General features: G+C 66.3%; 23 protein-coding genes and 1 tRNA gene. 11 read left to right on the forward strand and 13 right to left on the reverse strand.

Features of this window, described 5'->3' with window-relative positions; translation table 11 throughout:
- Window positions 1–2: 2 nt before the first annotated feature.
- The 3 genes from AB0P21_RS30645 to map are packed head-to-tail and all read right to left on the reverse strand — an operon-like array spanning window position 3 to window position 2,326.
- Window positions 3–755, reverse strand: coding sequence for a DinB family protein (locus tag AB0P21_RS30645; protein WP_363700880.1), 753 nt, complete (start codon window positions 753–755; stop codon window positions 3–5).
- Window positions 756–783: 28 nt separating this feature from the next.
- A complete protein-coding gene (locus tag AB0P21_RS30650) occupies window positions 784–1,515 on the reverse strand; it encodes a hypothetical protein (protein WP_363700882.1) in 732 nt (243 codons plus the stop codon).
- A 22-nt stretch (window positions 1,516–1,537) separates the two neighbouring features.
- Complete coding sequence (gene map, locus AB0P21_RS30655) at window positions 1,538–2,326, reverse strand: type I methionyl aminopeptidase (RefSeq protein WP_363700884.1); 789 nt, start codon at window positions 2,324–2,326, stop codon at window positions 1,538–1,540.
- Between the two features lie 83 nt (window positions 2,327–2,409).
- Between map and AB0P21_RS30660 the strand changes: the two genes are divergently transcribed.
- Complete coding sequence (locus AB0P21_RS30660) at window positions 2,410–2,676, forward strand: helix-turn-helix transcriptional regulator (protein WP_363700886.1); 267 nt, start codon at window positions 2,410–2,412, stop codon at window positions 2,674–2,676.
- Here AB0P21_RS30660 and AB0P21_RS30665 read toward each other — a convergent pair.
- Genes AB0P21_RS30665 through AB0P21_RS30675 form a run of 3 tightly spaced genes read right to left on the reverse strand, consistent with a single transcriptional unit; the run spans window position 2,673 to window position 4,837 of the window.
- Window positions 2,673–3,431, reverse strand: coding sequence for a phosphotransferase (locus tag AB0P21_RS30665; protein ID WP_363700887.1), 759 nt, complete (start codon window positions 3,429–3,431; stop codon window positions 2,673–2,675). The genes AB0P21_RS30660 and AB0P21_RS30665 overlap by 4 nt on opposite strands.
- Window positions 3,432–3,434: 3 nt before the next feature.
- Complete coding sequence (locus AB0P21_RS30670) at window positions 3,435–3,869, reverse strand: VOC family protein (RefSeq protein ID WP_363700889.1); 435 nt, start codon at window positions 3,867–3,869, stop codon at window positions 3,435–3,437.
- 41 nt (window positions 3,870–3,910) lie between these two features.
- Window positions 3,911–4,837 (reverse strand): NADP-dependent oxidoreductase, encoded by a 927-nt coding sequence (locus tag AB0P21_RS30675; protein ID WP_363700891.1) that lies wholly within the window; start codon window positions 4,835–4,837, stop codon window positions 3,911–3,913.
- 179 nt (window positions 4,838–5,016) lie between these two features.
- Between AB0P21_RS30675 and AB0P21_RS30680 the strand changes: the two genes are divergently transcribed.
- From AB0P21_RS30680 to AB0P21_RS30695, 4 genes are all read left to right on the forward strand, one after another.
- Window positions 5,017–5,619, forward strand: coding sequence for a hypothetical protein (locus AB0P21_RS30680; RefSeq protein ID WP_363700893.1), 603 nt, complete (start codon window positions 5,017–5,019; stop codon window positions 5,617–5,619).
- Between the two features lie 45 nt (window positions 5,620–5,664).
- Window positions 5,665–6,429: an MBL fold metallo-hydrolase gene (locus AB0P21_RS30685; RefSeq protein ID WP_363700895.1), complete on the forward strand. Its 765-nt coding sequence runs from the start codon at window positions 5,665–5,667 to the stop codon at window positions 6,427–6,429.
- A gap of 9 nt (window positions 6,430–6,438) precedes the next feature.
- Window positions 6,439–6,963, forward strand: coding sequence for a hypothetical protein (locus AB0P21_RS30690; protein ID WP_363700897.1), 525 nt, complete (start codon window positions 6,439–6,441; stop codon window positions 6,961–6,963).
- 758 nt (window positions 6,964–7,721) lie between these two features.
- Window positions 7,722–8,129, forward strand: a complete 408-nt coding sequence (locus tag AB0P21_RS30695) for a DUF4231 domain-containing protein (RefSeq protein ID WP_363700899.1) — start codon at window positions 7,722–7,724, stop codon at window positions 8,127–8,129.
- A gap of 14 nt (window positions 8,130–8,143) precedes the next feature.
- Here AB0P21_RS30695 and AB0P21_RS30700 read toward each other — a convergent pair whose 3' ends face one another.
- On the reverse strand, window positions 8,144–8,524 hold the full coding sequence (locus AB0P21_RS30700) for a hypothetical protein (RefSeq protein WP_363700901.1): 381 nt from the start codon (window positions 8,522–8,524) through the stop codon (window positions 8,144–8,146).
- A 208-nt stretch (window positions 8,525–8,732) separates the two neighbouring features.
- Here AB0P21_RS30700 and AB0P21_RS30705 point away from each other — a divergent pair, with 208 nt between their 5' ends.
- Entirely contained in the window at window positions 8,733–9,770 is a 1,038-nt protein-coding gene (locus AB0P21_RS30705; RefSeq protein WP_363700903.1) for a hypothetical protein, read from the forward strand.
- 347 nt (window positions 9,771–10,117) lie between these two features.
- Here the strand turns inward: AB0P21_RS30705 and AB0P21_RS30710 are convergent, their stop codons facing one another.
- From AB0P21_RS30710 to AB0P21_RS30725, 4 genes are all read right to left on the reverse strand, one after another.
- Window positions 10,118–10,528, reverse strand: a complete 411-nt coding sequence (locus AB0P21_RS30710; protein WP_363700905.1) for a hypothetical protein — start codon at window positions 10,526–10,528, stop codon at window positions 10,118–10,120.
- A 706-nt stretch (window positions 10,529–11,234) separates the two neighbouring features.
- Window positions 11,235–11,307: transfer RNA gene (locus AB0P21_RS30715), tRNA-Arg, on the reverse strand.
- A 141-nt stretch (window positions 11,308–11,448) separates the two neighbouring features.
- Complete coding sequence (locus AB0P21_RS30720) at window positions 11,449–12,003, reverse strand: hypothetical protein (RefSeq protein ID WP_363700906.1); 555 nt, start codon at window positions 12,001–12,003, stop codon at window positions 11,449–11,451.
- Between the two features lie 35 nt (window positions 12,004–12,038).
- The gene (locus tag AB0P21_RS30725; RefSeq protein ID WP_363700908.1) at window positions 12,039–12,500 is read right to left on the reverse strand and encodes a cupin domain-containing protein; all 462 of its coding nucleotides are present in this window, start codon (window positions 12,498–12,500) and stop codon (window positions 12,039–12,041) included.
- A gap of 113 nt (window positions 12,501–12,613) precedes the next feature.
- Between AB0P21_RS30725 and AB0P21_RS30730 the strand changes: the two genes are divergently transcribed.
- The 3 genes from AB0P21_RS30730 to AB0P21_RS30740 all read left to right on the forward strand — a co-directional run bounded on the left by AB0P21_RS30730 (window position 12,614) and on the right by AB0P21_RS30740 (window position 16,848).
- Window positions 12,614–13,195, forward strand: coding sequence for a hypothetical protein (locus AB0P21_RS30730; protein WP_363700910.1), 582 nt, complete (start codon window positions 12,614–12,616; stop codon window positions 13,193–13,195).
- Complete coding sequence (locus AB0P21_RS30735; RefSeq protein WP_363700912.1) at window positions 13,192–14,604, forward strand: hypothetical protein; 1,413 nt, start codon at window positions 13,192–13,194, stop codon at window positions 14,602–14,604. Before AB0P21_RS30730 ends, AB0P21_RS30735 begins: the two co-directional genes overlap by 4 nt.
- A 363-nt stretch (window positions 14,605–14,967) precedes the next feature.
- Window positions 14,968–16,848 carry a phosphoenolpyruvate carboxykinase (GTP) gene (locus tag AB0P21_RS30740; RefSeq protein ID WP_363700914.1) on the forward strand — a complete coding sequence of 627 codons (1,881 nt, stop codon included), beginning with the start codon at window positions 14,968–14,970 and terminating at the stop codon, window positions 16,846–16,848.
- 87 nt (window positions 16,849–16,935) lie between these two features.
- Here AB0P21_RS30740 and AB0P21_RS30745 read toward each other — a convergent pair whose 3' ends face one another.
- Both AB0P21_RS30745 and AB0P21_RS30750 read right to left on the reverse strand, forming a co-directional pair.
- Window positions 16,936–17,163 carry a hypothetical protein gene (locus tag AB0P21_RS30745; RefSeq protein WP_363700916.1) on the reverse strand — a complete coding sequence of 76 codons (228 nt, stop codon included), beginning with the start codon at window positions 17,161–17,163 and terminating at the stop codon, window positions 16,936–16,938.
- Window positions 17,164–17,263: 100 nt separating this feature from the next.
- Complete coding sequence (locus tag AB0P21_RS30750; RefSeq protein WP_363700918.1) at window positions 17,264–18,253, reverse strand: LacI family DNA-binding transcriptional regulator; 990 nt, start codon at window positions 18,251–18,253, stop codon at window positions 17,264–17,266.
- Between the two features lie 125 nt (window positions 18,254–18,378).
- On the opposite strand from AB0P21_RS30750, the gene AB0P21_RS30755 reads away from it, so the two are divergent.
- Both AB0P21_RS30755 and AB0P21_RS30760 read left to right on the forward strand, forming a co-directional pair.
- Window positions 18,379–20,802: a beta-L-arabinofuranosidase domain-containing protein gene (locus AB0P21_RS30755; RefSeq protein WP_363700920.1), complete on the forward strand. Its 2,424-nt coding sequence runs from the start codon at window positions 18,379–18,381 to the stop codon at window positions 20,800–20,802.
- 77 nt (window positions 20,803–20,879) lie between these two features.
- Complete coding sequence (locus tag AB0P21_RS30760) at window positions 20,880–21,773, forward strand: LLM class flavin-dependent oxidoreductase (protein WP_363700922.1); 894 nt, start codon at window positions 20,880–20,882, stop codon at window positions 21,771–21,773.
- Window positions 21,774–22,638: the final 865 nt, after the last annotated feature.

Raw genomic sequence — 22,638 nt, forward strand, 5'->3', positions numbered from 1 at the left:
GGCTACTGCTTGGCCTCGATCGCGTCGAGGTCGCGGACGGCGTACCGGTGGTGTCCCCACTCTTCTTCAAAAATCGTGTGCAGGCAGGAGAGCGTGCTCTCCGGGTACTGCGGCGCCCACGGATTCTTGCGTTGCACGGCCAACTCGTCCACGGTGACGGTGGCGAGGAAGTCGCGCACTCTGGCGACGTGACCGGCGCGGACCGCCAGCACTTCGGCGTACTCCGGTACGCCGGGGGCGAAGACCGACATGTCGAGGCCGTCGGTCTCGTACTCCGCGTTCGGCTGACCGATCGGGTGGAACGGTTGCTCGATCTCCTCGATCGCGGAACCCAGCCAGACATCTGTCGCCATCACCAGATGCCGCAGCGTCTGCGCGAACGACCACTCGCCGTCGACCGACACGTCGACCGTGCCGGCCGGCATCGCGGCGGCGCGCTCGAGCGTCGCCGCCCAGGTGCTCTCCAGCGCAGCCCACGCCGCGCGCAGTCCGTCCGGATCCGCAGCGCGGCGCTCAGCACGTCCGGGGAAGCGCCGATTGAGCTCAGCCTCGACGAGTGGCGCGACGTCGACCCCGTTGACCCGCAGGGAACTCTCGCCGTCCAGCAGCCATGGAGCATCGATGTCCGCGCCCTGGATATCGACGGCACGCATCACCACCCCGGACAGATCAGCCCGGACGAACCGGGCCCCGCGCAGGCTCGCATCGACGAACTGAGCACCTTGCAGGTCGTCGGATCCACTGAATGTCGCCACCTCGCCATCCAAACCGACCACGGGTGCTTTAGGCAAGAGCCTGCGGGATGGCGAAGCGCTGCCCGCAGGCGGGGCAGGTGGTTTCGCCAAGCAGGTAAAGGATTCCGGTCGCCACGTCCGGACGGCGGTGGTGCACGGCCAGCTGATACATGCGTGTTGCGGGGCCGTCGTCCAGACTGTCCGGCGTTGCCGCGATGATCGGCGGCGGCGATGCGGCGAGGCTGATGTCGAGATGCTCACGACACTGCGGACAAGTCAGTTGGATTTCCTCGTCCGCCAGCGCCTCCAGCTGGTACTGCGAAGCTCGGGTGCCCTCGAACGCCAGCAACCCTTGCAGCGCATAGACGAATTCGATCGACCCATCGGCCAGCGGCAGAGACTGTTCCGCCAGGTCGCGCAGCGCGCTCAGCTCAGCGGCGTACCGGCGGCTGATCTCGGCGAAAGGCTCCGCGCCGTCATCGGCGCCGACGATCGCGGCGGCGAGGTGCAGCGGTTCGACGTACCCGGCGGGTGCGCGCCGGTCGGCCAGCTCGGTCAGTACCGGAAGTGCTGCATAACTGGCGCTGTAGACGGCGCCTTGGTGACACAGCCGGCTCCAGAGGTCGTCCCAGACTTCGCGGCCGCCATCATCCGGGGCCGCCGAGGGATCTGGGCCAGCCGCGAGATCTGAAGCCGCCGCGAGATCTGAGGCGGCCGCGAGCAGCCCCGGGACCTCCGTCGCCGGCCCGTAGGCATCCCGCAGCTCCCTCCATTTCGTCATACCGGCGATCCTGGCAGATGCCTCAGGCCACGGTCGCGTGATGCGGCAGGCGTTCGGTGAGCACAATCGGGCCGTCATCAGTGATCGCGATCGTGTGCTCGGAGTGCGCGGTGCGCGAACCATCAGCCGAGCGAATAGTCCAGCCGTCGGGGTCGAAGACGATCTTGTCGGTCGTCCGGGCGAACCACGGCTCGAGCGCCAGCGTCATCCCCGCGCGCAGCTTGAGCCCGCGGCCGGCCCGGCCCTTGTTGGAGATGTGCGGATCCTCGTGCATCGTCCGCCCGAGCCCGTGACCGCCGAACTCGGTGTTGACCGGATACCCGTACGCCGTCGCGACTGCCTCGATCGCCGCGGAGATATCGCCGACCCGGTTGCCCGGCCGCGCGACTTCGATGCCGACGGCAAGCGCTTCTTCGGTCGCACGGACCAGTCGCAGATCGTCCTCGTCCGGGGTGCCGACGATGACGGTGCGGGCCGAGTCGGCGACCCAGCCGTCGATCCCGACCGCGAGATCCATGCTGAGGACGTCGCCGTCGCGCAGTACGTAGTCGTGGGGCATGCCGTGCAGCACCGCGTCGTTCACCGACAGGCAGACCATGTTGCGGAACGGCCCGTTGCCGAAGGACGGCGCGTAGTCCCAGTAGCAGGACTCCGCCCCCCGCTCGCCGATCCGCTGACGAACGTGGCGCTCCAGGTCGAGAAGATTGACGCCGATCTCGGCCAGCTCGCCGAGCTCGGTCAGGGTCTGGGCGATGAACTGCCCGGTGATGCGCATCTGCTCGATCTCCGCAGGCGACTTCAACTCGATCATGGCGTGCCCTCACGTCGTACCTTGGTATTTAAATACCACCGTAGCCGTTGCGGTATTAAAATACCAACCGTACGCTGGGACCCATGGTTCGCAATCCGCTCACGCCCGAACAGATCGAGGCCGGCCGCCGTCTGGGCAGCTTGCTGCGCGCCGCGCGAGCCAACCGCGACCTCGGCGAGGTCGCCAACGCGGCCGGCATGTCCCCCGAGACCCTCCGTAAGATCGAGACCGGGCGCCTCCCCACCCCCGCCTTCGGCACCATCGCCGCCCTCAGCGACGTCCTCGACGTCCCGATCCAAGACCTCGCCGCAGCCTGGCGAGACGGCTCCCGCCTGAAAGCCGCGTCCTAGGAGACAAGCGCGGCGACCCAAGCGTCGTGGTGCTCTTCGACGTACGCCGCAGCCGGTCCCCAGTAGTCGCCATGCCCCTCGCCATAGAGCCGCGCCCACGGTTGCTCACCAGTCCGATCGCCACGCACCAGCAGTTCGTACGATCCCCACGTGCGGGCCGCGATCCGCGCGGGAAACTCCCGACGCTGCTGCAGATCGAGCCCGTAGCCGTCCACCAGAGCGCGTAACCGAAGACTGTCAGCCTGTACGTCGCCACCCGCGGCAAAGGGCACGAACGCCGTCGCGGCGTACCCGAGGTCCCACAACCGCGAGGTGGGCCCGACGTTGTCCCAGTCGATGAAGACCCAGCGCTGATCGTCGCGGACCAGATTCCACGGGGCGAGGTCGTTGTGGCAGATCAGTTCACCGCCCGCCGGGTCAGGCACCAGCACGTCCCAAGCGACCTCCGAGGGTGCCTCGAAATCCGCCATCGCGTCGTGAAGCTCGCGAATCAACCGCCCCACGCGGCGCAGCTCGGCCAACGAAAGCGGCGGCAGCGTGTCAGCCACAGCGCCCGGTACGTACTCGAGGACCTGCCGCCCGCGCTCGTCCCGTCCCAACGCACGCGGCGCTCCTCCGAACTGCTTCTCAGCCAGATGACCGAGAACGGCCTCGACGCCGGCCGTCTGCGCGAGCGCCGGCTTCCGCACAGTCGACCCGACCCGGACCACCTCTGCCGCGACGTTTCCGCCGGTCAGGAACTCTTCGGGCTCCATTCCTCAGTCGAGGCAGAAGTCGTTGCCTTCGACATCTTCCATCACGAGGCACGACTCGTTGACGCCGTCGGCAACCAGCAGGCGCACGCGCTTGGCGCCCAGGGCAACCAGTCGGGCGCACTCGGCCTCGAGTGCGGCGACCCGCTCGTCGCCCACAAGACCCGGTGCGGCGCGGACGTCGAGGTGCACCCGGTTCTTGACGACCTTGCCCTCGGGAACGCGCTGGAAGAACAGTCGCGGTCCAACGCCGTTCGGATCGACGCAAGCGAACGCCGAGCCCTGGGCCTCGGGCGGCAGCGAGCGATCGAACTCGCCCCAGTCAGCGAACCCCGGGGGCGGCGGCGGTACGACGTACCCGAGCACCTCGCACCAGAAGCGCGCGACGCGCTCCGGTACCGCGCAGTCGAAAGTGACCTGGAATTCCTTCACGGACGCCATCGGCCCACCATAGAGGCCGACAGTTCGCCGCTTCCACAGCTTTAGGCCGGCTTTCCGTCCGACGTCACCTTGACGATGGTTCGGCCGCGAGCCCCGGCGGCGAAGGCAGCCGGAGCATCCGCCAGGGAAATCACATTGTCGACCAGCGGTGCGAGCCGGCCGGACCGCAGGCGGTTGATCAGCTGGGTCAGCTGTTCGCGCTTGGACTCGACAACGAAGAAGACAGCACGACCGGCGCGCGGGTGCACAGTCGGCGGATCGGCGATGGTGACGAGCGTGCCGCCGGGGCGTACCAGCGCGGTGCAGCGGTCGCGGATCTCGCCGCCGATCACGTCCAGGACCACATCGACCTCGCCTATGTCCTCCAGCCGTTCGCCTTCCAGATCGACGAACTGGTGAACGCCTAGCTCACCTGCCGCATGCCGGTCGGACGCCCGCCCGGCACCGATGACGCGGGCACCCGCCTCGCGGGCCAACTGCGCGGCGACGAAACCAACTGCACCACCAACTCCGTTGATGAGAACGGTTTGCCCTGTCTCCAAACGCGCGTGGTCGAACAAAGCCTGCCAAGCAGAGAGCCCGGAGATCGGCAGCGCCGCCGCGACAACGTGATCGACGTCAGCCGGGAGCGGGGCCAGATTGCGAGCCTCGACAGCGACGTACTCCGCGAGCGCTCCGTCGCGGGACCAGTCGGTCAGTCCGAAGACTCGCTGACCGACCGTGAGACCGGTAGTGCCGTAGCCGAGCTCGGCGACCACCCCCGACACCTCGTGCCCGGGAACGCTCGGGGTGCGATCGCGACCGGCACGATCGGTCCAGGTCCCAGGCCAGTCCAGCTCTCCGCGCGTGAAGCCGGCGGCGTGCACCTGCACGATGATGTCGTTCTCCGCAGCATGCGGCGAGGGCAGCTCGGTCAGAGCCAATCCGCCGACGCCGGCCTCGCGATCCCTGACAGTGATGGCACGCATGACGTTCCTTGCGGTGGTTGAGTTGATGGGTTCTCCTCCGACAGTACGCATCCGCAGTACGCCGTGAGTGGGCCATTCGCCGACGCAGTTCATGGGCCGATTCCGCACGCTGAGTGGCCCACGATCGTGCCCATGGAATGGACCAGCGACGCGGGCCTTCCCCGCCGTACCGTCGAAGCATGATCGCCGTAGAAGACCTCGCACTACCCGACACCGCTGCCTCGTCGGCGGCACTGGAGGTGGCCACCGCCTACCTGTCCCCCACCCTGCTGAGCCACTCGCGCCGCGTCTACCTCTGGGCGGCCGCCTTCGGCAACCAGCAGGACATCCCGTACGACGCCGAACTGCTGTTCGTGGCCTCGATGTTCCACGACCTCAGCCTCGTGCCGGAGTTCGACAGTCACACGGTTTCGTTCGAGGAAGCCGGTGGGCATGTCGCCCGCGTGTTCGCCGCCGGCGCCGGCTGGCCGATTGCCCGCCGCGACCGCCTGGCCGAAGTCATCGTCAGGCACATGTTGCCGGAGGTGGACGCGACCGCCGACCCCGAAGGTCACCTGATCTCGCGGGCCGCGGCGCTGGACATCGTGGGCAGGAGCGCAGACGACCTCAGCGCCGCCTTCCGCGCCGAAGTACTGGAACTCCACCCTCGTCTCACCCTCACTGACGAGTTCCTCGCTTGTTTCCAGGCCCAGGCCGACCGCAAGCCCAGCAGCTCGGCCGCCCGCGCGATCGAGGCCGACCTCGGCAGCAGAATGGCCGCAAACCCTCTGGGCGCAAGGTAAATCCCGGTACTCGCGCTGGGCGGAGACTGCTGGCAGAGTGATCGGATGCTGAATGAGGTGGCCGACGGCGTCTGGGTCCGGCAGAGCGAATGGGTCTGGAGCAACGCCGTCGTGGTGCGCGGCGACGACGGGTTGATCCTGGTCGATCCCGGCATCGACGGTTCCGACCTGGAGCAGCTGGCGGACGACGTGGAGCAGCTCGGTACGCCGGTAGTCGCCGGCTTCGCCACCCATCCGCACTGGGATCACCTGCTCTGGCATGCCCGCTTCGGCGACGTACCGCGCTATGCCACTGCGGGCTGTGCCCAACTCGCCAGCGAAGCCCGGGAACGCGCACAGGCGATGGCGGCCGAGAGCGCGACAGGCATCCCGCTCGAACTGATCGCGTTGCTCACCCCGATCCCCGCGGACGGCGGCGGCGTACCGGGTCAGCTCGTGGAGCATCAGGCGCACGCGGTCGGCCATGCCGCGCTGCTCCTCGCGGACCGCGGCGTCCTGATCGCCGGCGACATGCTGTCCGACGTACTGATCCCGCTGCTCGACCCGCGCCGCCCCGATCAACTGACCGCGTACGAGACCGCACTCGACCAACTGGCCGAAGCTGTCAGGCAGGTCAATGTGCTGGTCCCAGGCCACGGAGCCGTTGCCGAAGGCCCCGAGGTGGCTGCTCGCATCGCCGCCGATCGCGCTTACCTCGAAGCCCTTCGCCGAGGCGAGGAGCCAGTCGACGTACGCCTGGAGCAAGACTGGCTGGCCGGGCCCCACCAGTCGAACCAGAAGCAGGCCTTGGTGACCGGGCACGAGCACTAGTCTTCGGCTATGTCGATGTCCCCCGGCGTACGAACGCCCGTCAGCCGCCGGCCCCTGCTGTGGATCGCCGCCGCCTGCTTCGCCATCGGCATCGTGGTGAGCGGCATCTTCATGATGCCGATGCTCGGGATGATCCCGCACGAGCCGGTACCGCTCGGGGACGGCGTGGTCCAACTGGAGTACGAAGGCCTGACCATCTCGACCACCGCCCGCGGCCAGACCCCGACCTGCCAGGCCAAGGACGCCACCGGCGCCGACATCCCCCTGAAGGGCCCGCTGAAACGCGAGAACTACTCCGTGAGCGGCCCGAGCTACTACGTCATCGCCCACTCGCGGTCCCCCATCCCGCCGCAGACGGTCACGGTCACCTGCACCAACGCGGACAACACCATCCGGTACTACGTAGGCGATCGCGCCTCCGTCGACACGATGCTCCCCGCCTTGGTCAAGGCCCTCGGCTCTTTCGGCCTGGCGATGCTGATCAGCATCGCGCTGGTCGTCATCGACGTAGTACGCCGCCGGCGGGCACGCTGACTCCGTGGCCAATGGGTGAGGCGTATAGGCCATCCGGTGGCGGCGGTCGCTCGTGATCGGCGCGGAAGAGGATTGCAGCCGCGAGGGCGTGGGGAGTGAGGCATGGCGCCAGAGCGTGAAGGCTGTCGATGAGCCCGTGAATGCGCAGCAAGGTGCTTTGATCGGCGGGTGCAATTGCTGCCCGGGGTTGGCGGAGAGCAGTCTGCGATGCAACCTCATATGTGGAGGCCGCACTGACATGCGCAACAACCGGATGCAGCACGCAACGCGCCTGACGCGCAGCGGTCTGATACGCAACCGAGCGGTCAGGGCCGATCAGGACTGCCAGCGCGGACCGAGCACACCCTCGATAAGCCGGACCAGCAGCCGCCCCAGACTTCCTGACCTCCGCTACACCGTTGGCGAGTAGGCAATAGCGTCAGTCGGCCTACAGCCGAAAGACGTGGTTGCATGCAGTGGTGACACGGAGAGACGACCGTCGCCTTATGTCACCGTCGGCAACCAACCTCCCTCAAATGCCACCTACTTTTTACCGCAGTTCTCCTTAGGGCCCTAGCAAACTCCGCTCCCCTCAGTACCCCGATCGATGTTTACAGCAAGGGCCAACGCTTCGCGTCATCTGCCGGACCACGCCGAGCCAGACGCAACCGACCAACCCATCGCTACGCTTGACATTCGGGCCAGCACCACGGAACGGAGGGAGAACTGTGGCGGCAGACGGAAGCCCCGGGGTCGACATCGGATTCGCTCGCAAGTGGATGGATGAGCAAGTCCACTGGTACAGCACCAAGAGCGCACTGGCGCTACGCAATTACCGCCTAGTAAAGATTAGCCAACTGACAATTGGCTCTGCCGTTCCAATTATCGCGCTGCTTGAGGTCCCATCGGCGATCACTGCATCCCTCGGAGCGATCGTGATTCTGCTGGAGGCTATCCAACAACTGTTCCAATGGCAGACAGACCAGGTTCTCTATCGCTCCACCAGCGAGGCATTAAAGCAGCAGCGATACCTCTACATCGCCCATGCCGGGCCATACCAAGAGAATAATCGCGACGCAGTATTGGCAGAAAAGGTTCAGGCGCTGGTTTCGCAAGAGCACGCGCGCTGGACCAAAGCCAGACAGGGCACCGATCGCGATCTTACTCGCCTGATGCCGCCAGGATAAGCGCGGCCGAGGCGTCAGCGATACGGCATGCGTTCAATCTTCGCCTTCCATTCTGAATACGGCTTACCTTTGTTGCCTACCAGCCATGACTCAGGAACGAGTTCCATTCGAGTACCTTGATAGGATGGCGATGCACTACTATCCTCGCCATTAAACTGGCTGTACCAAATCTTCCCATCGACAGCCAGGATGAATTCGCGATTCCCCCAGCGCTCTCGCCACCAGCCGCCTCCAGGGTTTCCTTCAATATTAGGTCCCCACGATTCTTGCTCGACCGACCAGCCAGTTGCCGAGTTGCCTTGGTCATCCTTCCAATCTCGGGTTTGCCGATTTCTCTTCACACAGGACGCGACAGCATCCCGAACGGCCGATTCAAAATCTTCCTGATAATCCATGATTCCCCCTGATCGGTTAACGATGCATCGCATGCCGCCTGCCTGCGCGCGACTCGATCTCTTACGCAACATCGCCCAGAGACGCAGAGCCGTTACAGAGTTTGCGCACTATTCGTTTTTCGCATAGCTCCGGCGCGGTTCTTCCACAACAGAGCCTCGACTGTCATCCTCAGATATGCTGAGAATCATGCTCTGCGGCGCTTCGGACATGGCCGATGTGGCGGACCAGTTCAGCCTCGTTACCCGTCAGTTCGGTGCGGAGCCACTGCACTACTTGTCTGGAGAGATCAACCACCTCAATCGACTGAGCGCCGACTGGAATGAGAACTCGCGAGAGACTGTCGCTAGCGTAGACCTATGTGTCTTTGTTATCTTACGTAGACATGGCGATATCACTTGGAATACTGAATTAAAGGAAGCCCTCAACGCCGGGAAACCTTTCATAATCCTCTGCCTGAGTTCAACCTACGATATGTTCCTAAACTTGACACGAAATGTTCCTGATTTGACCGCGATCAAGGATAATGGGACGCGTAAATTGATTCGAACCATGTCGGAATTAGGTTCGGAAAGACACCTGACGTTAGTGCAGTTTGATATGGCGAACTTCTCGGACGTGTATCGCAGGGAGGCATCACGAATCTTCACGGCGGGATTGTCAAGTCTCCAAGTACGATTCCAGCGAGAGGCATTGGCTGGGATACTCTCCGCGCCCGCCGATCTGTCTACCGCTGATCTAGCAGCGGCTGAAGAGGTCGCCCTGGACGAATTTGAGGACAAGTACTTCAGGAAACGCGCCATTTTTGCGCTGATCGACCGAGCTGCAGCTAGCGCAGAGACGGCAGCTGCACTTGTGGCCAGCCGCGAGCAGGGAGTTCAAAGGCTCGCAATACATCACCTCGCTGACTTGTATCGTCAGCGACCCCCAGCCCCTGAATTCTTGGCTGACTGCGTCTCGCTAGCAAACCATAGCGATGACGTCGGCGTGATCCGACGTTTGGTCCCAGCGTTATTCCAGCTAGATGTCACAGCGGCAATCGAAGCCCTAGCAGAACTCGATCTTTCGGAGATCGGAACCCGCCGTAAGCTTGCGGGCGAACTTGAGGCGTACGAGGATCAGTTGGTGGATCCGGCAATTCGGGAATTAGCCGTCAGCCTGCTAGAGCGATGCATGCAGGACACCAAAGACGTCGGCTGGTTGGCCCGCTGCCGCGCCTATCTCGACCGACTGAAGACGACGTCGTAGCAGCGTCACAACTGAACTCACCACCTCTTGACAGGTTCGGCGCGTCTTGGACAAGTAGGGCGCGTGCAAGCGCTTGGTAAACTCGGGCTTCCCGGTTTCAATATAACGCTATTCATTGGATCCTGATTTGCTGCATCCTTTAACATCGATACTCATATTCTCGCTGTCATCAGCATCGCGCTGAACCACGTCACGTCTACCTAATGGTCGTTTCAAGAGCGGCCCGTCGCTCAGTTCTATCACTGAGAAAGCCTCCTGGGAGATAGGCTGACAGCGGTGCGCTTGGCAGCGAAAAGGCAGCCATGACACTGATCACCGGCTAAGGTCGGCTCGTCTGTGCGACGGAGCTACTGCTCGAAACGCTCCAAGAAGTTACGGGCGAGTTCGGTCCACCCAGACAAGGGAACCTGACCGTCGATGGTGCCGACGGCATGGTCGAGATCCTCAGGGTCACTGACCGTCCAGTCGTCCTCGTGGATACAGATGTCGAACTGCGCGCGATTTTGCTCCCAGTGCAAGACCCGGACCTGCTTCTTGGCGTCAGCGTGCGTGATGACCCAGACAGGGTCTGAGCCGTTCTTCAGGTCCGTATTGACCTGTGGGAACTGATCTCGATGCGCCCACGACCGCCATGCACCGGCGAAAGCGAGGTCGATATCGACTTTGCGAAACGGCAGGGAGCTGTGGCCACAGACGAGTAGGCCGAGTGCCATTCCTTGGGAGATGGCATTGCGCTGGCGCGACGGGGTTTCTGGCATCCGATCACGGTAGCCCGACAGATCCTTCTGCGGGTCGTCGGGTTAGGCGGTCTGGAGTTCTCCGACGACCTTCTCAACTCTGGCGCGGATGTCGTCGTGGACCTGGCAGGACCGTGGTCGGCGCGGCGGTTAGCCTGGTCCTCTTCGGCCACGGCTTCGGTGCCGCTTCGATCGCAACTCCAGCAATCTTGCTCGATCGGTAGTCAGCCATGATCCGTTCACGGACGATCGTGCCGCGTCCTGGCGTGCTCGTGATGATGCCTGCGTGCTGGACCACGCCGGAAGGTGATCCGCAGAATGCCATTTCGATGCGGCTGAGGTTCTCGGACACGCGCAGTCTGAGGCCGGACCTTGAGGGAGAACATCGCCAGCAGGCTCGACTCAACCCTAAGTAACGCAGGTGCCTCGGCTTGGTGTTGGCGAGCAGCTTTAGTTGAGTGGGCGAAGCACGCGTCCCGGTGTGGACGAGTAGGTCTGCGGAGCGGGCGACGAGGGAACTGGTCGCATCGTGTTTGCAGGCGAACCCACGTGCCGCCGCGACCAGGGTGCTTTCAAACAGGGCGCAGCCCGCACCAAGGGTGGGTGGGAGCGGTCTGCGGAGCAGGCGACGGAGGAGCCGGCGTAGTCAGGCCGCGCGGGGGAAACACAGTCCCCAGAAAACACAAAAGCCCAGGTCAACCACCTGATTGACTTGGGCTTAGTGCGGCGCGCTCGGAGGGATTCGAACCCCCAACCTTCTGATCCGTAGTCAGATGCTCTATCCGTTGAGCTACGAGCGCCGGACAACGAAAGGTAACGATACACGCGGGATGGGGGTGGGAGCCAATCGGCCCCGGAGTGAGGCTGCAGACGGCGTACCGCGGGTCCCGAAGCAGGGCGCAGTACGCCGTACTGCAGGCTGACCGAACCCCGTGGAAAGCTCAGTTCAGCAGGGTTTTGACCGAGCCGCCCGACTCGGTGAGCTTGGTGCCGAGCCCGGACAACGCCTCGCCGACCGAGGCGAGGATGCCGGAGAGGTCTTGCAGGTTTCCGGCCAGGCTTTCGATCTCGGAGGCGACGCCGGAGATGTTGCCGGAGCCGTCGTTCAGGCGTTTGGCGGCGGCGTCGCCGATGCCGGGGATCTTGTCGAGTTCGCCGGCCAGGCCGGACAGCATGCCGGCGGCGTCGTGGAGTTTGTCCTTGGCCGAGTTCATCGTGTTGGCGCTGCCGGTCAGGGCCTTGCGGGCGCCGCCCTCGCCGTCGTCGCCGACCAGGGCGCCGGCGGCCTTGGCGGCTTGTTCGCCGGCGTCGGCCAGGCCGGAGCCGATCGTCTTCATCAGGTCCGGTAGCCGGCCGATGAAGCCGAGCGCGTCGTCCGGCAGGTCGCGGACCAGCTTCAGGAGTTTCTCGAAGTCGTCGGAGTTCTCCATCACGAACCCGACGGCCTTCTTCACGTCGCCGATGTCACGCCCACCCAGCAAATCCCCAAGATCCATGCCGGGATGCTAATCCTCCGACCGCCTCAACAGGGTCAAAAGTGAGCCGGTGTCGTCTGTTGCTCGGCGCGGAGGGCGTTGAGCAGTTCGGGCGTGACCTGCTCGCCCGCCGCAAACGCCTCGGCGACCGCGCGGAAGTAGTTCTCGTACCCCGCGGGCGTGAACAGAGTGGTCAGCCGAGCTGCCTCCTCCGTCGCGTTGCGATAGCCGTGCGCCTGCCCCCGCGGCACCGCCACCGATCCGCCGGCGCCAACCGTCAGTACGCCGTACTCCGTGTCGAAGGTGACCTCCCCGGCCGTCACCAGGAAGTACTCCTCATGCCCGTGATGGATATGCGGCGCCGCACCCAGCGCACCGGCGCCGAGGATCGAGTCGACGACGGACAGCGCGCCGCCGGTCTGTTCGCCGGAGATGCGCACGGTGAAGACGCCGAACGGCAGGTTCAGTACTTCGCCGTCGCCGGGAGCGCCGACGACGATGTCCGGGAATGCAGTCATCGCCGCAGCATAGGCAGGAACCGACGCCGCCCGGCCGGCGTCAAAGGTCACGGCTCGGGGGATCGGAATGTCGGACGGCAAGGGAGAACCTCTGCGTGACTAAGGTCGCGATCATGGGTGGTCGGTTGGTACGGAGTACTGCGATCGCCGGCGGTGTCACCGCCGCGTTCGGCCTGGGGATCGGCTACTCCGCCGGCGGTACCGCGCAGTCCAAGGGCGTCGAGCCGGCCAGAGTGCTCCCTGCGGATCTGTGCTCCCGGCTCGGGGACGTCTCCCCGTTGTTGCCGAAGGCCACCAACGCGAAGCTGACCCAGAGCGGCCGGACCGAGGTGATGTGCGCGGTCGCCGTGTCCGAGCGGAGCCAGTCGACCTTCTCGGCGGCCACGCTCACCCTCAAGATCAGGCCGTACGCCGGTCGCGAGGCGGGCGCGAACCAGCTGCCCGAGTCCCCAGCCGCGGTCGCCAAGCAGGCGTTCGACCGGCAGCCCTGGCTGCTCGTCAACGGCCGTCCGTATCCCACCAAGGTGGAGAAGAAGCCGGCCGCCGACGGCCGGCTGAACTCGAGGGTCTCGGTACTCGTCCAGCGGGGCGGTGTCACCGTCCAGGTGGACTACACCGCGCATCCGATCGACCTGGCGACGGCGCAGCAAGCCGCCCTGGTAATGGCTGACCGGGCGATCTGGGAGACCAAGTGAACGACACACCGCAGCTGCAGGGGTACCAGCTCGACCAGCGGTTGCTGGAGCACCCGCTGGCGGAGATCTGGCGTGGGCGGTCGTTCACCGGCATGGAGGTTGTCGCGCTCGTCTTGAGTGAGCGTGGGGCGGCTGACCCTGAGGTACGGGAGCGGCTCGGGCAGGCGAGCCGGACGGCTGCGCTGAAGCCTGGGGAGCTGCAGACGCCGCTGTGGGCCGCCAATCTCACTGCTGCTCGTCCGTACGCCGTGACGCAGTTGGTGGCGGGGCAGTCGGGGGCGGAGCGGCTGCTGGATCCGCTGGATGGGTTGTTGGGGAATGACGAGGAGTCGGTGGAGGCGGTTCGTAGTCAGCTGGCGGCGTTCGGGGCGTTGCCGATCCCCGGTGGGGCGCGTGGTGGGGCGGGGGCTGAGGTTTCGCTCGACCCGTCGCGGATTGCCGGCGCGGATGGCAGTGCGACAGGGCGTGCGGCTGCGGGCGGCCGGACGGCGGGGGACCCGGGAGCTGCGGGGGCTGCGGGGGCTGCGGGGGCTGCGGGGGCTGCGGGCGCAGGCTCACAGGCGGGAGCTGCGGGAGCTGGCTCACACGCGAGGGATGCGGGCGCAGGCTCGCAGGTAAGGGCTGCGGGCGCAGGCTCGCGGACGGCGGAGGACGCCGAGGCGGCACAGCACGCAGGACAGGCGCAGGACGCAGGGCAGGCGCAGAAGGATGCCGCGACGCCGAAGTACCCGCGCTGGGCGACGCCGGTCGCAGTACTAGCTGTACTGATCGTGTTCTGTGTCCTGTACTCCGCCGGCGCCAAGCTGGGCACTGCGACCAAGGGCCAGCCGCAAGCGCAGCCGACCCCGGCACTGGTCGAACCGGCCGCGCTGCCGTCGCCTGCGCTCAAGCCGGGTATCGCCAAGCCCAAGACCGCCGCATACCTTCCGCCGACGGCAGCGGCGGGCCTGATCGGCGAGACCTACGACACCGATGAGGACGTCCAACCGGTGACCGGGCTCGGGCTGCCGTTCGTCTTCGGCTGGCCGCGGCCGCCGACAACTGTCGACCTGGGCGTGTCCGACACCACGCTGTACCGGCAGGTGCTGGCAGAGAAGGTCTCCTTCTCGGTCACCCTCGACGCCAAGCTCGCGCTGCGTCCCTGCGCATCGATCACCGCCTGCCTGGCGGACCGGGCGGCCTTCGACCGGGAGTGGACCGGCATCTTCAAGGTGGCGGCACTCACCACTCCCAAAGCCCCCAACACCTGGTTGATGGTCAGCAGCGGTAAGCCGTACACGCTGACCATGACACGGGTGTTCACCAGCAACGGGCAGTCCTGGCTGCTCGGGGTGACCGTCACCGCAGTACCGGGTGAGGAGCCCGCCGCCCAGCGCGTCCTCAACGACATCTGGCGCCAGACCCAATAGCCAGCCAGTAGCCAGCCACGTAGCCGGCACCCAACAGATCCGCCGCAGCAGACCACCTCAGACCGTAAATCGGCCGCGCGACCACCGCGCGGCCGATCTTTTGTGTCGGGAAAGCCCTTGTCGGCGAAATTCTGTGACGGTCCTCACGTCTTAGCGGTTCTCAACACCCGACCTGGTCGCGTACCGTTAGTACCACTTGCACACTGGTATACGCCCACTGGGCGAACTGGTATGCGACAGATCACACCGCCAGCCAGCTGAATCGAACCGCCGGAGACCCCGGCGGCCGACGTCGTACCCCCTCAGCGTCGAGGGTCGGGACCGCACGTTCGGGACGATCGCGAGCGAGAGGGAATGCCGCCGATGACGACAACCGCCAGCCCTGCCCATACCGAGACTGCTCTCAGTGTCGAGACCCCGGTCACCACGCCGACGACCTCCTACGACCTGAGTAACGCCCCGACTGAGCACGCGGGCCTGCTGGCCTGGGTTGCCGAGGTTGCCGAACTCACCCAGCCCGACCGGATCCACTGGGTCGACGGCTCGGACGCGGAGTACACCGAGCTCACCGACGAGCTGATCGCCGGCGGCACGCTGGTCCGGCTCAACGACGAGAAGAAGCCGAACTCGTTCTGGGCCCGGACCGACCCGTCCGACGTGGCCCGGGTCGAGCAGCGCACGTTCATCTGCTCGGTCGACGAGGTCGACGCCGGCCCGACCAACAACTGGATGGCGCCGGCCGAGATGAAGGTCCTGATGACGGACCTGTACCGCGGCAGCATGCGCGGCCGGACCCTGTACGTCGTGCCGTTCTGCATGGGCCCGCTGACCGCCGAGAAGCCGATGTTCGGCGTCGAGATCACCGACTCGGCGTACGTCGTCGCCTCGATGCGGATCATGGCCCGCACCGGCGCCGAGGTGCTGGCGAAGATGGGCACCGACGCGAAGTACGTGCCCTGCCTGCACTCGGTCGGCGCTCCGCTCGCGCCGGGCCAGCAGGACGTCCCGTGGCCGTGCAACGACGAGAAGTACATCGTCCAGTTCCCCGAGGAGCGGACCATCTGGTCCTACGGCTCCGGGTACGGCGGCAACTCGCTGCTGGGCAAGAAGTGCTACTCGCTGCGGATCGCCAGCGCGATGGCCCGCGATGAGGGCTGGCTGGCCGAGCACATGCTGATCCTGAAGCTGATCTCGCCGGAGAAGCAGGTGCACTACATCGCGGCCGCGTTCCCGAGTGCCTGCGGCAAGACCAACCTGGCGATGCTCGACCCGACCCTGGAGGGCTGGGAGGTCGAGACGCTGGGCGACGACATCGCCTGGATGCGATTCGGCGAGGACGGCCGCCTGTACGCCGTGAACCCCGAGTTCGGCCTGTTCGGCGTGGCCCCCGGTACCGGCTGGAAGACCAACCCGAACGCGATGCGCACGATCGAGCAGGGCAACTCCCTGTTCACCAACGTGGCGCTGACCGACGACGGTGACGTCTGGTGGGAGGGCTACTCGCAGACCCCGCCGAACCACCTGACCGACTGGAAGGGCCGTGAGTGGACGCCGGAGTCCGGCGAACTCTCGTCGCACCCGAACAGCCGGTTCTGCACCCCGATCAAGCAGTGCCCGATCATCGCCGACGAGTACGAGGACCCCAACGGCGTACCGATCTCGGCGATCATCTTCGGCGGCCGCCGCGCGACCACGGTGCCGCTGGTGACCCAGTCGCGCGACTGGGACCACGGTGTCTTCATGGGCGCGACGCTGTCGTCCGAAACCACTGCCGCGGCGGTCGGCGAGGTCGGCGTCGTACGCCGCGACCCGATGGCGATGCTGCCGTTCCTCGGCTACAACGCCGGTGACTACCTGAACCACTGGCTGACCGTCGGCAAGGACAACGACGCGGCCAAGCTGCCGAAGATCTTCTACGTCAACTGGTTCCGCAAGGACGAGGCCGGCAAGTTCGTCTGGCCGGGCTTCAGCGAGAACGGCCGGGTGCTCAAGTGGATCATCGGCCGGCTCGAGGGCACCGCGGACGCGGTCGAGACGCCGGTCGGCCACGTGCCGACCCCGGACGCGATCGACGTCACCGGCCTGGACCTCAGCCTCGAGGCCCTGCAGACCGCGCTGAACGTCGACGACGCCGAGTGGAAGGCCGAGCTGCCGCTGATCGAGGAGTGGTTCACCAAGCTCGGTGACAAGGTCCCCGCAACGCTCAAGCTCGAGCTCGACAACCTGAAGGCCCGCCTCGGCTGACCTACCCCGTACTCCGACCAGCTGCCCCGGAAGCCAGCCAGTCGGACTGCAGAAGCGCCTCGACCCACAAGGTCGGGGCGCTTCGCTTTACCGCCGTGGGCCGAGCCGATCGACCGGCAAGCGGCAGGTCAGCTCCCGGCCGTCCGGGGCCGTGTACTGAACCAGCGCCATCCAGCCGTCCGCGTGGTGCGTGCGGCTGATCAGCCAGGCCGGCAGCCAGGCGTCGTCGATCAGAGCGACGACATGCGCGGGCAGCGGCAGAGCAAGGATCAGTCTGAGGTCGTACGCCGTGGGGCGTACTGCGAAGTCCGTCATCACATCACTGCCTTTCGTGAGGGGCGCGAACCGCGCGTCCCAAGATCGCCTCACGAAACTGGACGTGCTGACAGTACCCAATCCTTCCCGCGACAAGCGGTTATGACATCCCGAGGGTGGATTCCCGCGGAATCAGATGCGTCGGCAGCTCCAGTACTCCGTGATGCGGGTCGCCGGCGATCGCGTCGAGCAGCAAGTTCGCAGTACGGCGGCCTAGCTCCTCGAGCTGGAGGTCGACCGAGGTGAGCGGCGGGCGACTCGCCTCGGCCATCACCGACCAGTTGTCGTAACCGGTGACCGCGATGTCGGCCGGTACTGACTTGCCGAGCTCTCGGAGCCGGTCGCAGACGCCCCGGGCCAGCTGGTCACTGCCGCAGGTGATGGCGTCCACCTCGGGGTGCGCCCGCAGCAGGACGTCGACTGCCTGGCGCCCCCACCGCTCACTCCAGTCGCCGAAGAGCGGCTCACCTACGAAGGCCCGCTTCGCCGTGCCGGCAACTGCCCGCGCGCGCTCGGCCGCCGAGCGATGGTTGGCCGGTCCGGTGACATGCGCGATCCTCGCCCGGCCGAGTCCCAGCAGATGGGTGACCACCGACGTCGCGCCGCCGGTGTCGTCGACGATCACCGACGCGTCGTCCGGATCGGTCGACGCAGCGAGTGCATAGACAACCGGCAGCGGTACGTCGATCGGCGCGCGCGGCTCCGTCCGGCGCCCGGTCACCACGATCCCGTCGACCCGCCTGGCGATCAGCGACCGCAGGTAGTGCTGCTCACGCAGCGGGTCGTCCCGGGTGTCACACAGGATGGTCGCCAGCTCGCCTGCGCTGAGCACGTCCTCGACGCCACGCATGATCGGGATGCTGAACCGCCCCGAGCTGTCGGTGGTCAGCAGCGCGACCGTGTACGTCCGCCCCGACGAGAGCGCGCGCCCGCGGGTGTCCGGGGTGAACCCGAGTTGCTCGGCGGCCCGCCGGACGCGTTCCCGCGTGGCCGGGCTCAACTGGCCGGTGTTGTTCAGCGCCTTCGACGCGGTCCCGGCGGAGACGCCGGCCAGTGCGGCCACATCCACGATCCGCGCCTGCTGTTTCATCTTTTCCTTCCAGCTCTGCAAATCCGTCGGAAGACAGCCTAGTATCGATCACGGAAAACGTGTGCTGTTTTTCCGTGGACAGTGTGAGGTTCCGCCCCGATCCATCACGCGAAAGGCTCTCCACCATGCTCGAAGGGATCCCCCGACGTGACTTCCTGCTCGCTACTGGCGGCATGGCGGTCGGCATGACCGCCGCCCAGTCGCTACCCGCCTCTGCGGTCTCCGGCCGCCCACCGGCCTCCAGAGGCGGCCACTATGTCCCCAACCGTGCTCCCCTCCAGCCGGTGCCGTTCCAGAAGCTCCCGCCGGGTGCGATCGAGCCCCACGGCTGGCTGGCCCAGCAACTCGACCTGCAGGTCAACGGCCTCTGTCGCCGGTACGACGAGGTCTCGGACTTCCTCCCGTACGACGGCAACGGCTGGGTCGACCCGACTCAGGGTGCTTGGGAGGAGCTCCCCTACTGGCTCCGGGGCTTCGGCGATCTCGGCTACGTCACCGGCGACACCGGAGTACTGACCAGGACCGAGCGGTGGATCAACGGCATCCTCGCCACTCAGGCTCCTGACGGCTGGTTCGGCCCCGAGCGGCTGCGGACCTCCCTGGAGGGTGGACCCGACTTCTGGCCCGGCATGCCGCTACTGGCCGCATTCCGCTCCTGGTACGAGTACTCCGGTGACGAGCGCGTCATCCCCTTCATGACCCACTACCTGGGCTTCCAGAACACCCAGCCGGCCGAGGTGTTCAACCGCTCCTGGGGCGCCTTCCGCTGGGGCGACAACATCGACAGCGCCTACTGGCTCTACAACCGCACCGGCGACGAGTGGCTGCTCGACCTGGTCGCCAAGATGCACTCCGGGTCGGCGGACTACGTCAGTGGCATCCCCAACTGGCACAACGTCAACCTGGCGCAGGGGTTCCGGGAGCCGCTGCAGTACGGACTGCTGAGCGGCGACCCCAGCCACAGCGCAGCGACGTACCGGAACTACTCGACGATCATGGGGCTCTACGGGCAGTTCCCGGGCGGCGGGTTCGCTGGGGACGAGAACTCGCGTCCTGGTTTCGGTGACCCGCGGCAGGGCTTCGAGACGTGCGGGATCGTCGAGCTGATGCACACGTTCGAGATGCTCACCCGCTTCACCGGCGACACCGAATGGACCGATCGCTGTGAGGAACTGGCGTTCAACCTGTTGCCTGCGTCGTACGACGCGGCGCAGAAAGTGATGCACTACGTCACCTGCGCCAACAGCATCCAGCTGGACGACCGGGTGAAGCACGGGCAGTTCCAGAACGGCTTTGCCATGCAGGCTTACAAGTACGGCGTCCATCAGTACCGCTGCTGCCCGCACAACTACGGCATGGGCTGGCCGTACTACGCACAGGAGCTGTGGCTGGCCTCTACCGACAACGGCCTCGCCGCTTCCATGTACGCCGCCAGTAAGGTCACTGCGAAGGTCGGTGCCGCCGGCACTGCTGTCAGCATCGTGCAGGAGACGGACTACCCGTTCGGCGACACTATGACCTTCACTGTGCAGACAGCTGCTCGATTCCCCTTCTACCTAAGGGTTCCTGGCTGGGCTACTGACTTCACTGTCACAGTAAATGGGGCACGGACGCCTGCTCGGGCGCAGGGCGGGTGGATCAAGCTGGACCGCTCCTGGGGTGCGGGGGACCGAGTGAAGCTCGTACTGCCGATGCGGACGAGCACCCGGGTTTGGTCGGACAACCAGGGCTCCGTGTCGGTCGACAGGGGGCCGCTGACCTACTCGCTGGCGATCGACGAGCGCTACGAGGTGATCGGCGGGACCGAGGAGTGGCCGGAGCTTGCTGTCTATCCGGAGTCGCCGTGGAACTATGGGCTGGTCGCAGGTAGCCGCTTCGACGTCGTACGGCGTAACGTCCCGCGCGGCGCCAACCCGTTCACGCATGAGGGGACGCCGCTGCAGTTGAAGGCCAAGGCGCGGCGCATCCCGCAGTGGGAGGCCGACAGCGAGGACGTGGTCGGGCTGTTGCAGCCGAGCCCGGCGCGGTCGACGGAGCCTGTGGAGCAGGTGACGCTTCTGCCGATGGGTGCTGCTCGGTTGCGGATCACCTCGTTCCCGTCGATCGCTGCTGGTGGCACTGAGTGGCGCTACCGGACTCGGGTCACTGCGTCGCATGTGAATGACGGGGACTCGCTCGAGGCGCTTGGTGACGGGCGCCTGCCTGGCTCGTCGTCTGATGGCTCTGTTCCGCGCTTCACCTGGTGGGATCGGCGCGGGTCCACCGAGTGGATTCAGTACGACCTGCGGGAGGTGCGGGAGGTGTCTGCTGCCTCGGCGTACTGGTTTGACGACACGGGGGTTGGGCAGTGCCGGGTGCCGGCGTCGTGGCGGGTGCTTTGGCTGGACGGGGCTGTGTGGCGGGCGGTGGACGGCGCTTCGGCGTACGGGGTGGAGGTTGATCGGTTGAATCAGGTTTCGTTTGCACCGGTGCGGGCGCAGTACCTGCGGGTGGAGGCGGTACTGCGGCCGACGTTCTCCGGTGGGTTGCTGGAGCTCATGTTCGCCTGAGTGTCTGCGTTTCATTTGGTGTCTGCCCGCCGCGAATTCGAGGGGCGGCTTCGCGGCGGGCGGATTAGGTTGGCGGAATGAAAATCGGCGTGATGTTGCCCGTAGGCGGAACCGACGGCCCGACCGGCGAGATGCCGACCTGGGCGGACACGAAGGCGATCGCGGTGGCGGCCGACGAGTCCGGGCTGGACTCGGTCTGGCTGGCGGACCATTTCTTCTACAAGGCGCCCGACGGGGTGATCCATGGGATGCACGAGTCGTGGACGCTGCTGACCGCCGTCGCCGCGGTGACCAAGCGAGTCGAGGTCGGGAACATGGTGCTCTGCGCGTCGTTCCGCGACCCCGGGCTGACCGCGAAGATGGCGGCGACGCTCGACATGGTCTCGGGCGGCCGGCTGATCCTCGGTGTCGGCGCCGGCTGGCACGACCCGGAGTACGAGGCCTTCGGGTTGCCTACCGATCATCGGGTGGGGCGGTTTGAGGAGTGGCTGGAGATTGTCGCGCGTCTGCTGCGGAAGGAGACGGTGTCGTTCGCGGGGAAGTATCACCAGGCTCAGGACGTGGCGCTGGTTCCTGCGCCGGAGCGGCGGATTCCGCTTCTGGTCGCGTCCTTTCGGCCGCGGATGCTGGAACTGACGGCGAAGTGGGCCGATCAGTGGAACACGGCTTGGTTCGGTCTGCCCAACGACAAGCTGAAGGAACGTCTTGCTGGGATCCGTGGGGCGCTTGCTGCTGCTGATCGGCCGGCTGAGTCGCTGGAGCTGACGGTGGGGATCACGGTGACTGATCGGGATCAGCCGGCGGTGGCTGAGCCTGATGCTTCGGCGATCGTGGGGACGGTTGAGGAGTTGGCCGAGGCGTTCAAGGAGTACGAGGCTCTGGGGGTCACCCATCTGATCGTCGGCACCGAACCGCCGACTGTGCGGTCAGCTGAGCGGCTGGCTGAGGCCAAGCGCCTGGCGTTCGGCTGATCCTGTGCGGCTGCTGGGTGGGGGCTCGAAGCCCTTGCCGCCACCCGGCGGCCGGCCCACGTAGTACTGGCTCGTGGCGCTGCGCGCCACCTCGCTCGGCTGGATGCTGACGCGGCTCGACCTGTGATGCGCGGCCAGCCCCGGCCGCTTCCACCGATTGCGCCTCACCCGGCTCGTGGCGCTGCGCGCCACCTCGCCTACGCCTGGATGCTGACGCTGCTCAGCCTTCGATGGGGACACACCTGTTTGGTTCTCCGGGTTGCCCACCCCGCACCACCACCCCGCACCACCACCCCGGCTCGTGACGCTGGGCGCCACCTCGCCTCCGCCTGGATGCTGACGCTGTCGAGGCCTTCGATGCCGATGAACCCATTGGCTACAGCCCTCCGCCTCCGCGCGCTTTCCTCTTCACCGCAACGGTTCAGGACCGATCGCGCAGCCTGATGGTCGGTGATTGCAACCTGCGGGCGACTGCACGCTCCATGCCAGCATGTGTGCCCGGCTCCTTTGCCACCGGATGGCTGCTCGCGAAGAACTGCCGAACCGACCTGGTCGATCAGCCAACCGGCTTTGCAAGTCGTATAGCTCAGCACGGGTTCCAGCGTGAGCATGCGAGGCGGCGGCTAACACCACGCGCTTGGTACCGCCGAGATGGGGCAGAGCCCGCCACACGGCTGACGACATCGCGGGCTTGTGGGCGTGAGCATCCAGGCGAGAGGCGACGTGGCGCGCAGCGCCACGAGCCGGTACTGCGGGGTGCAGGCCCAGCCGGTACTGCGGGGTGCAGGCCCAGCCGGTACTGCGGGGTGCAGGCCCAGCCGGTACTGCGGGGTGCAGGCCCAGCCGGTACTGCGGGGTGCAGGAC

This window comes from Kribbella sp. NPDC056861 (assembly GCF_040687575.1).
Taxonomy (GTDB): domain Bacteria; phylum Actinomycetota; class Actinomycetes; order Propionibacteriales; family Kribbellaceae; genus Kribbella.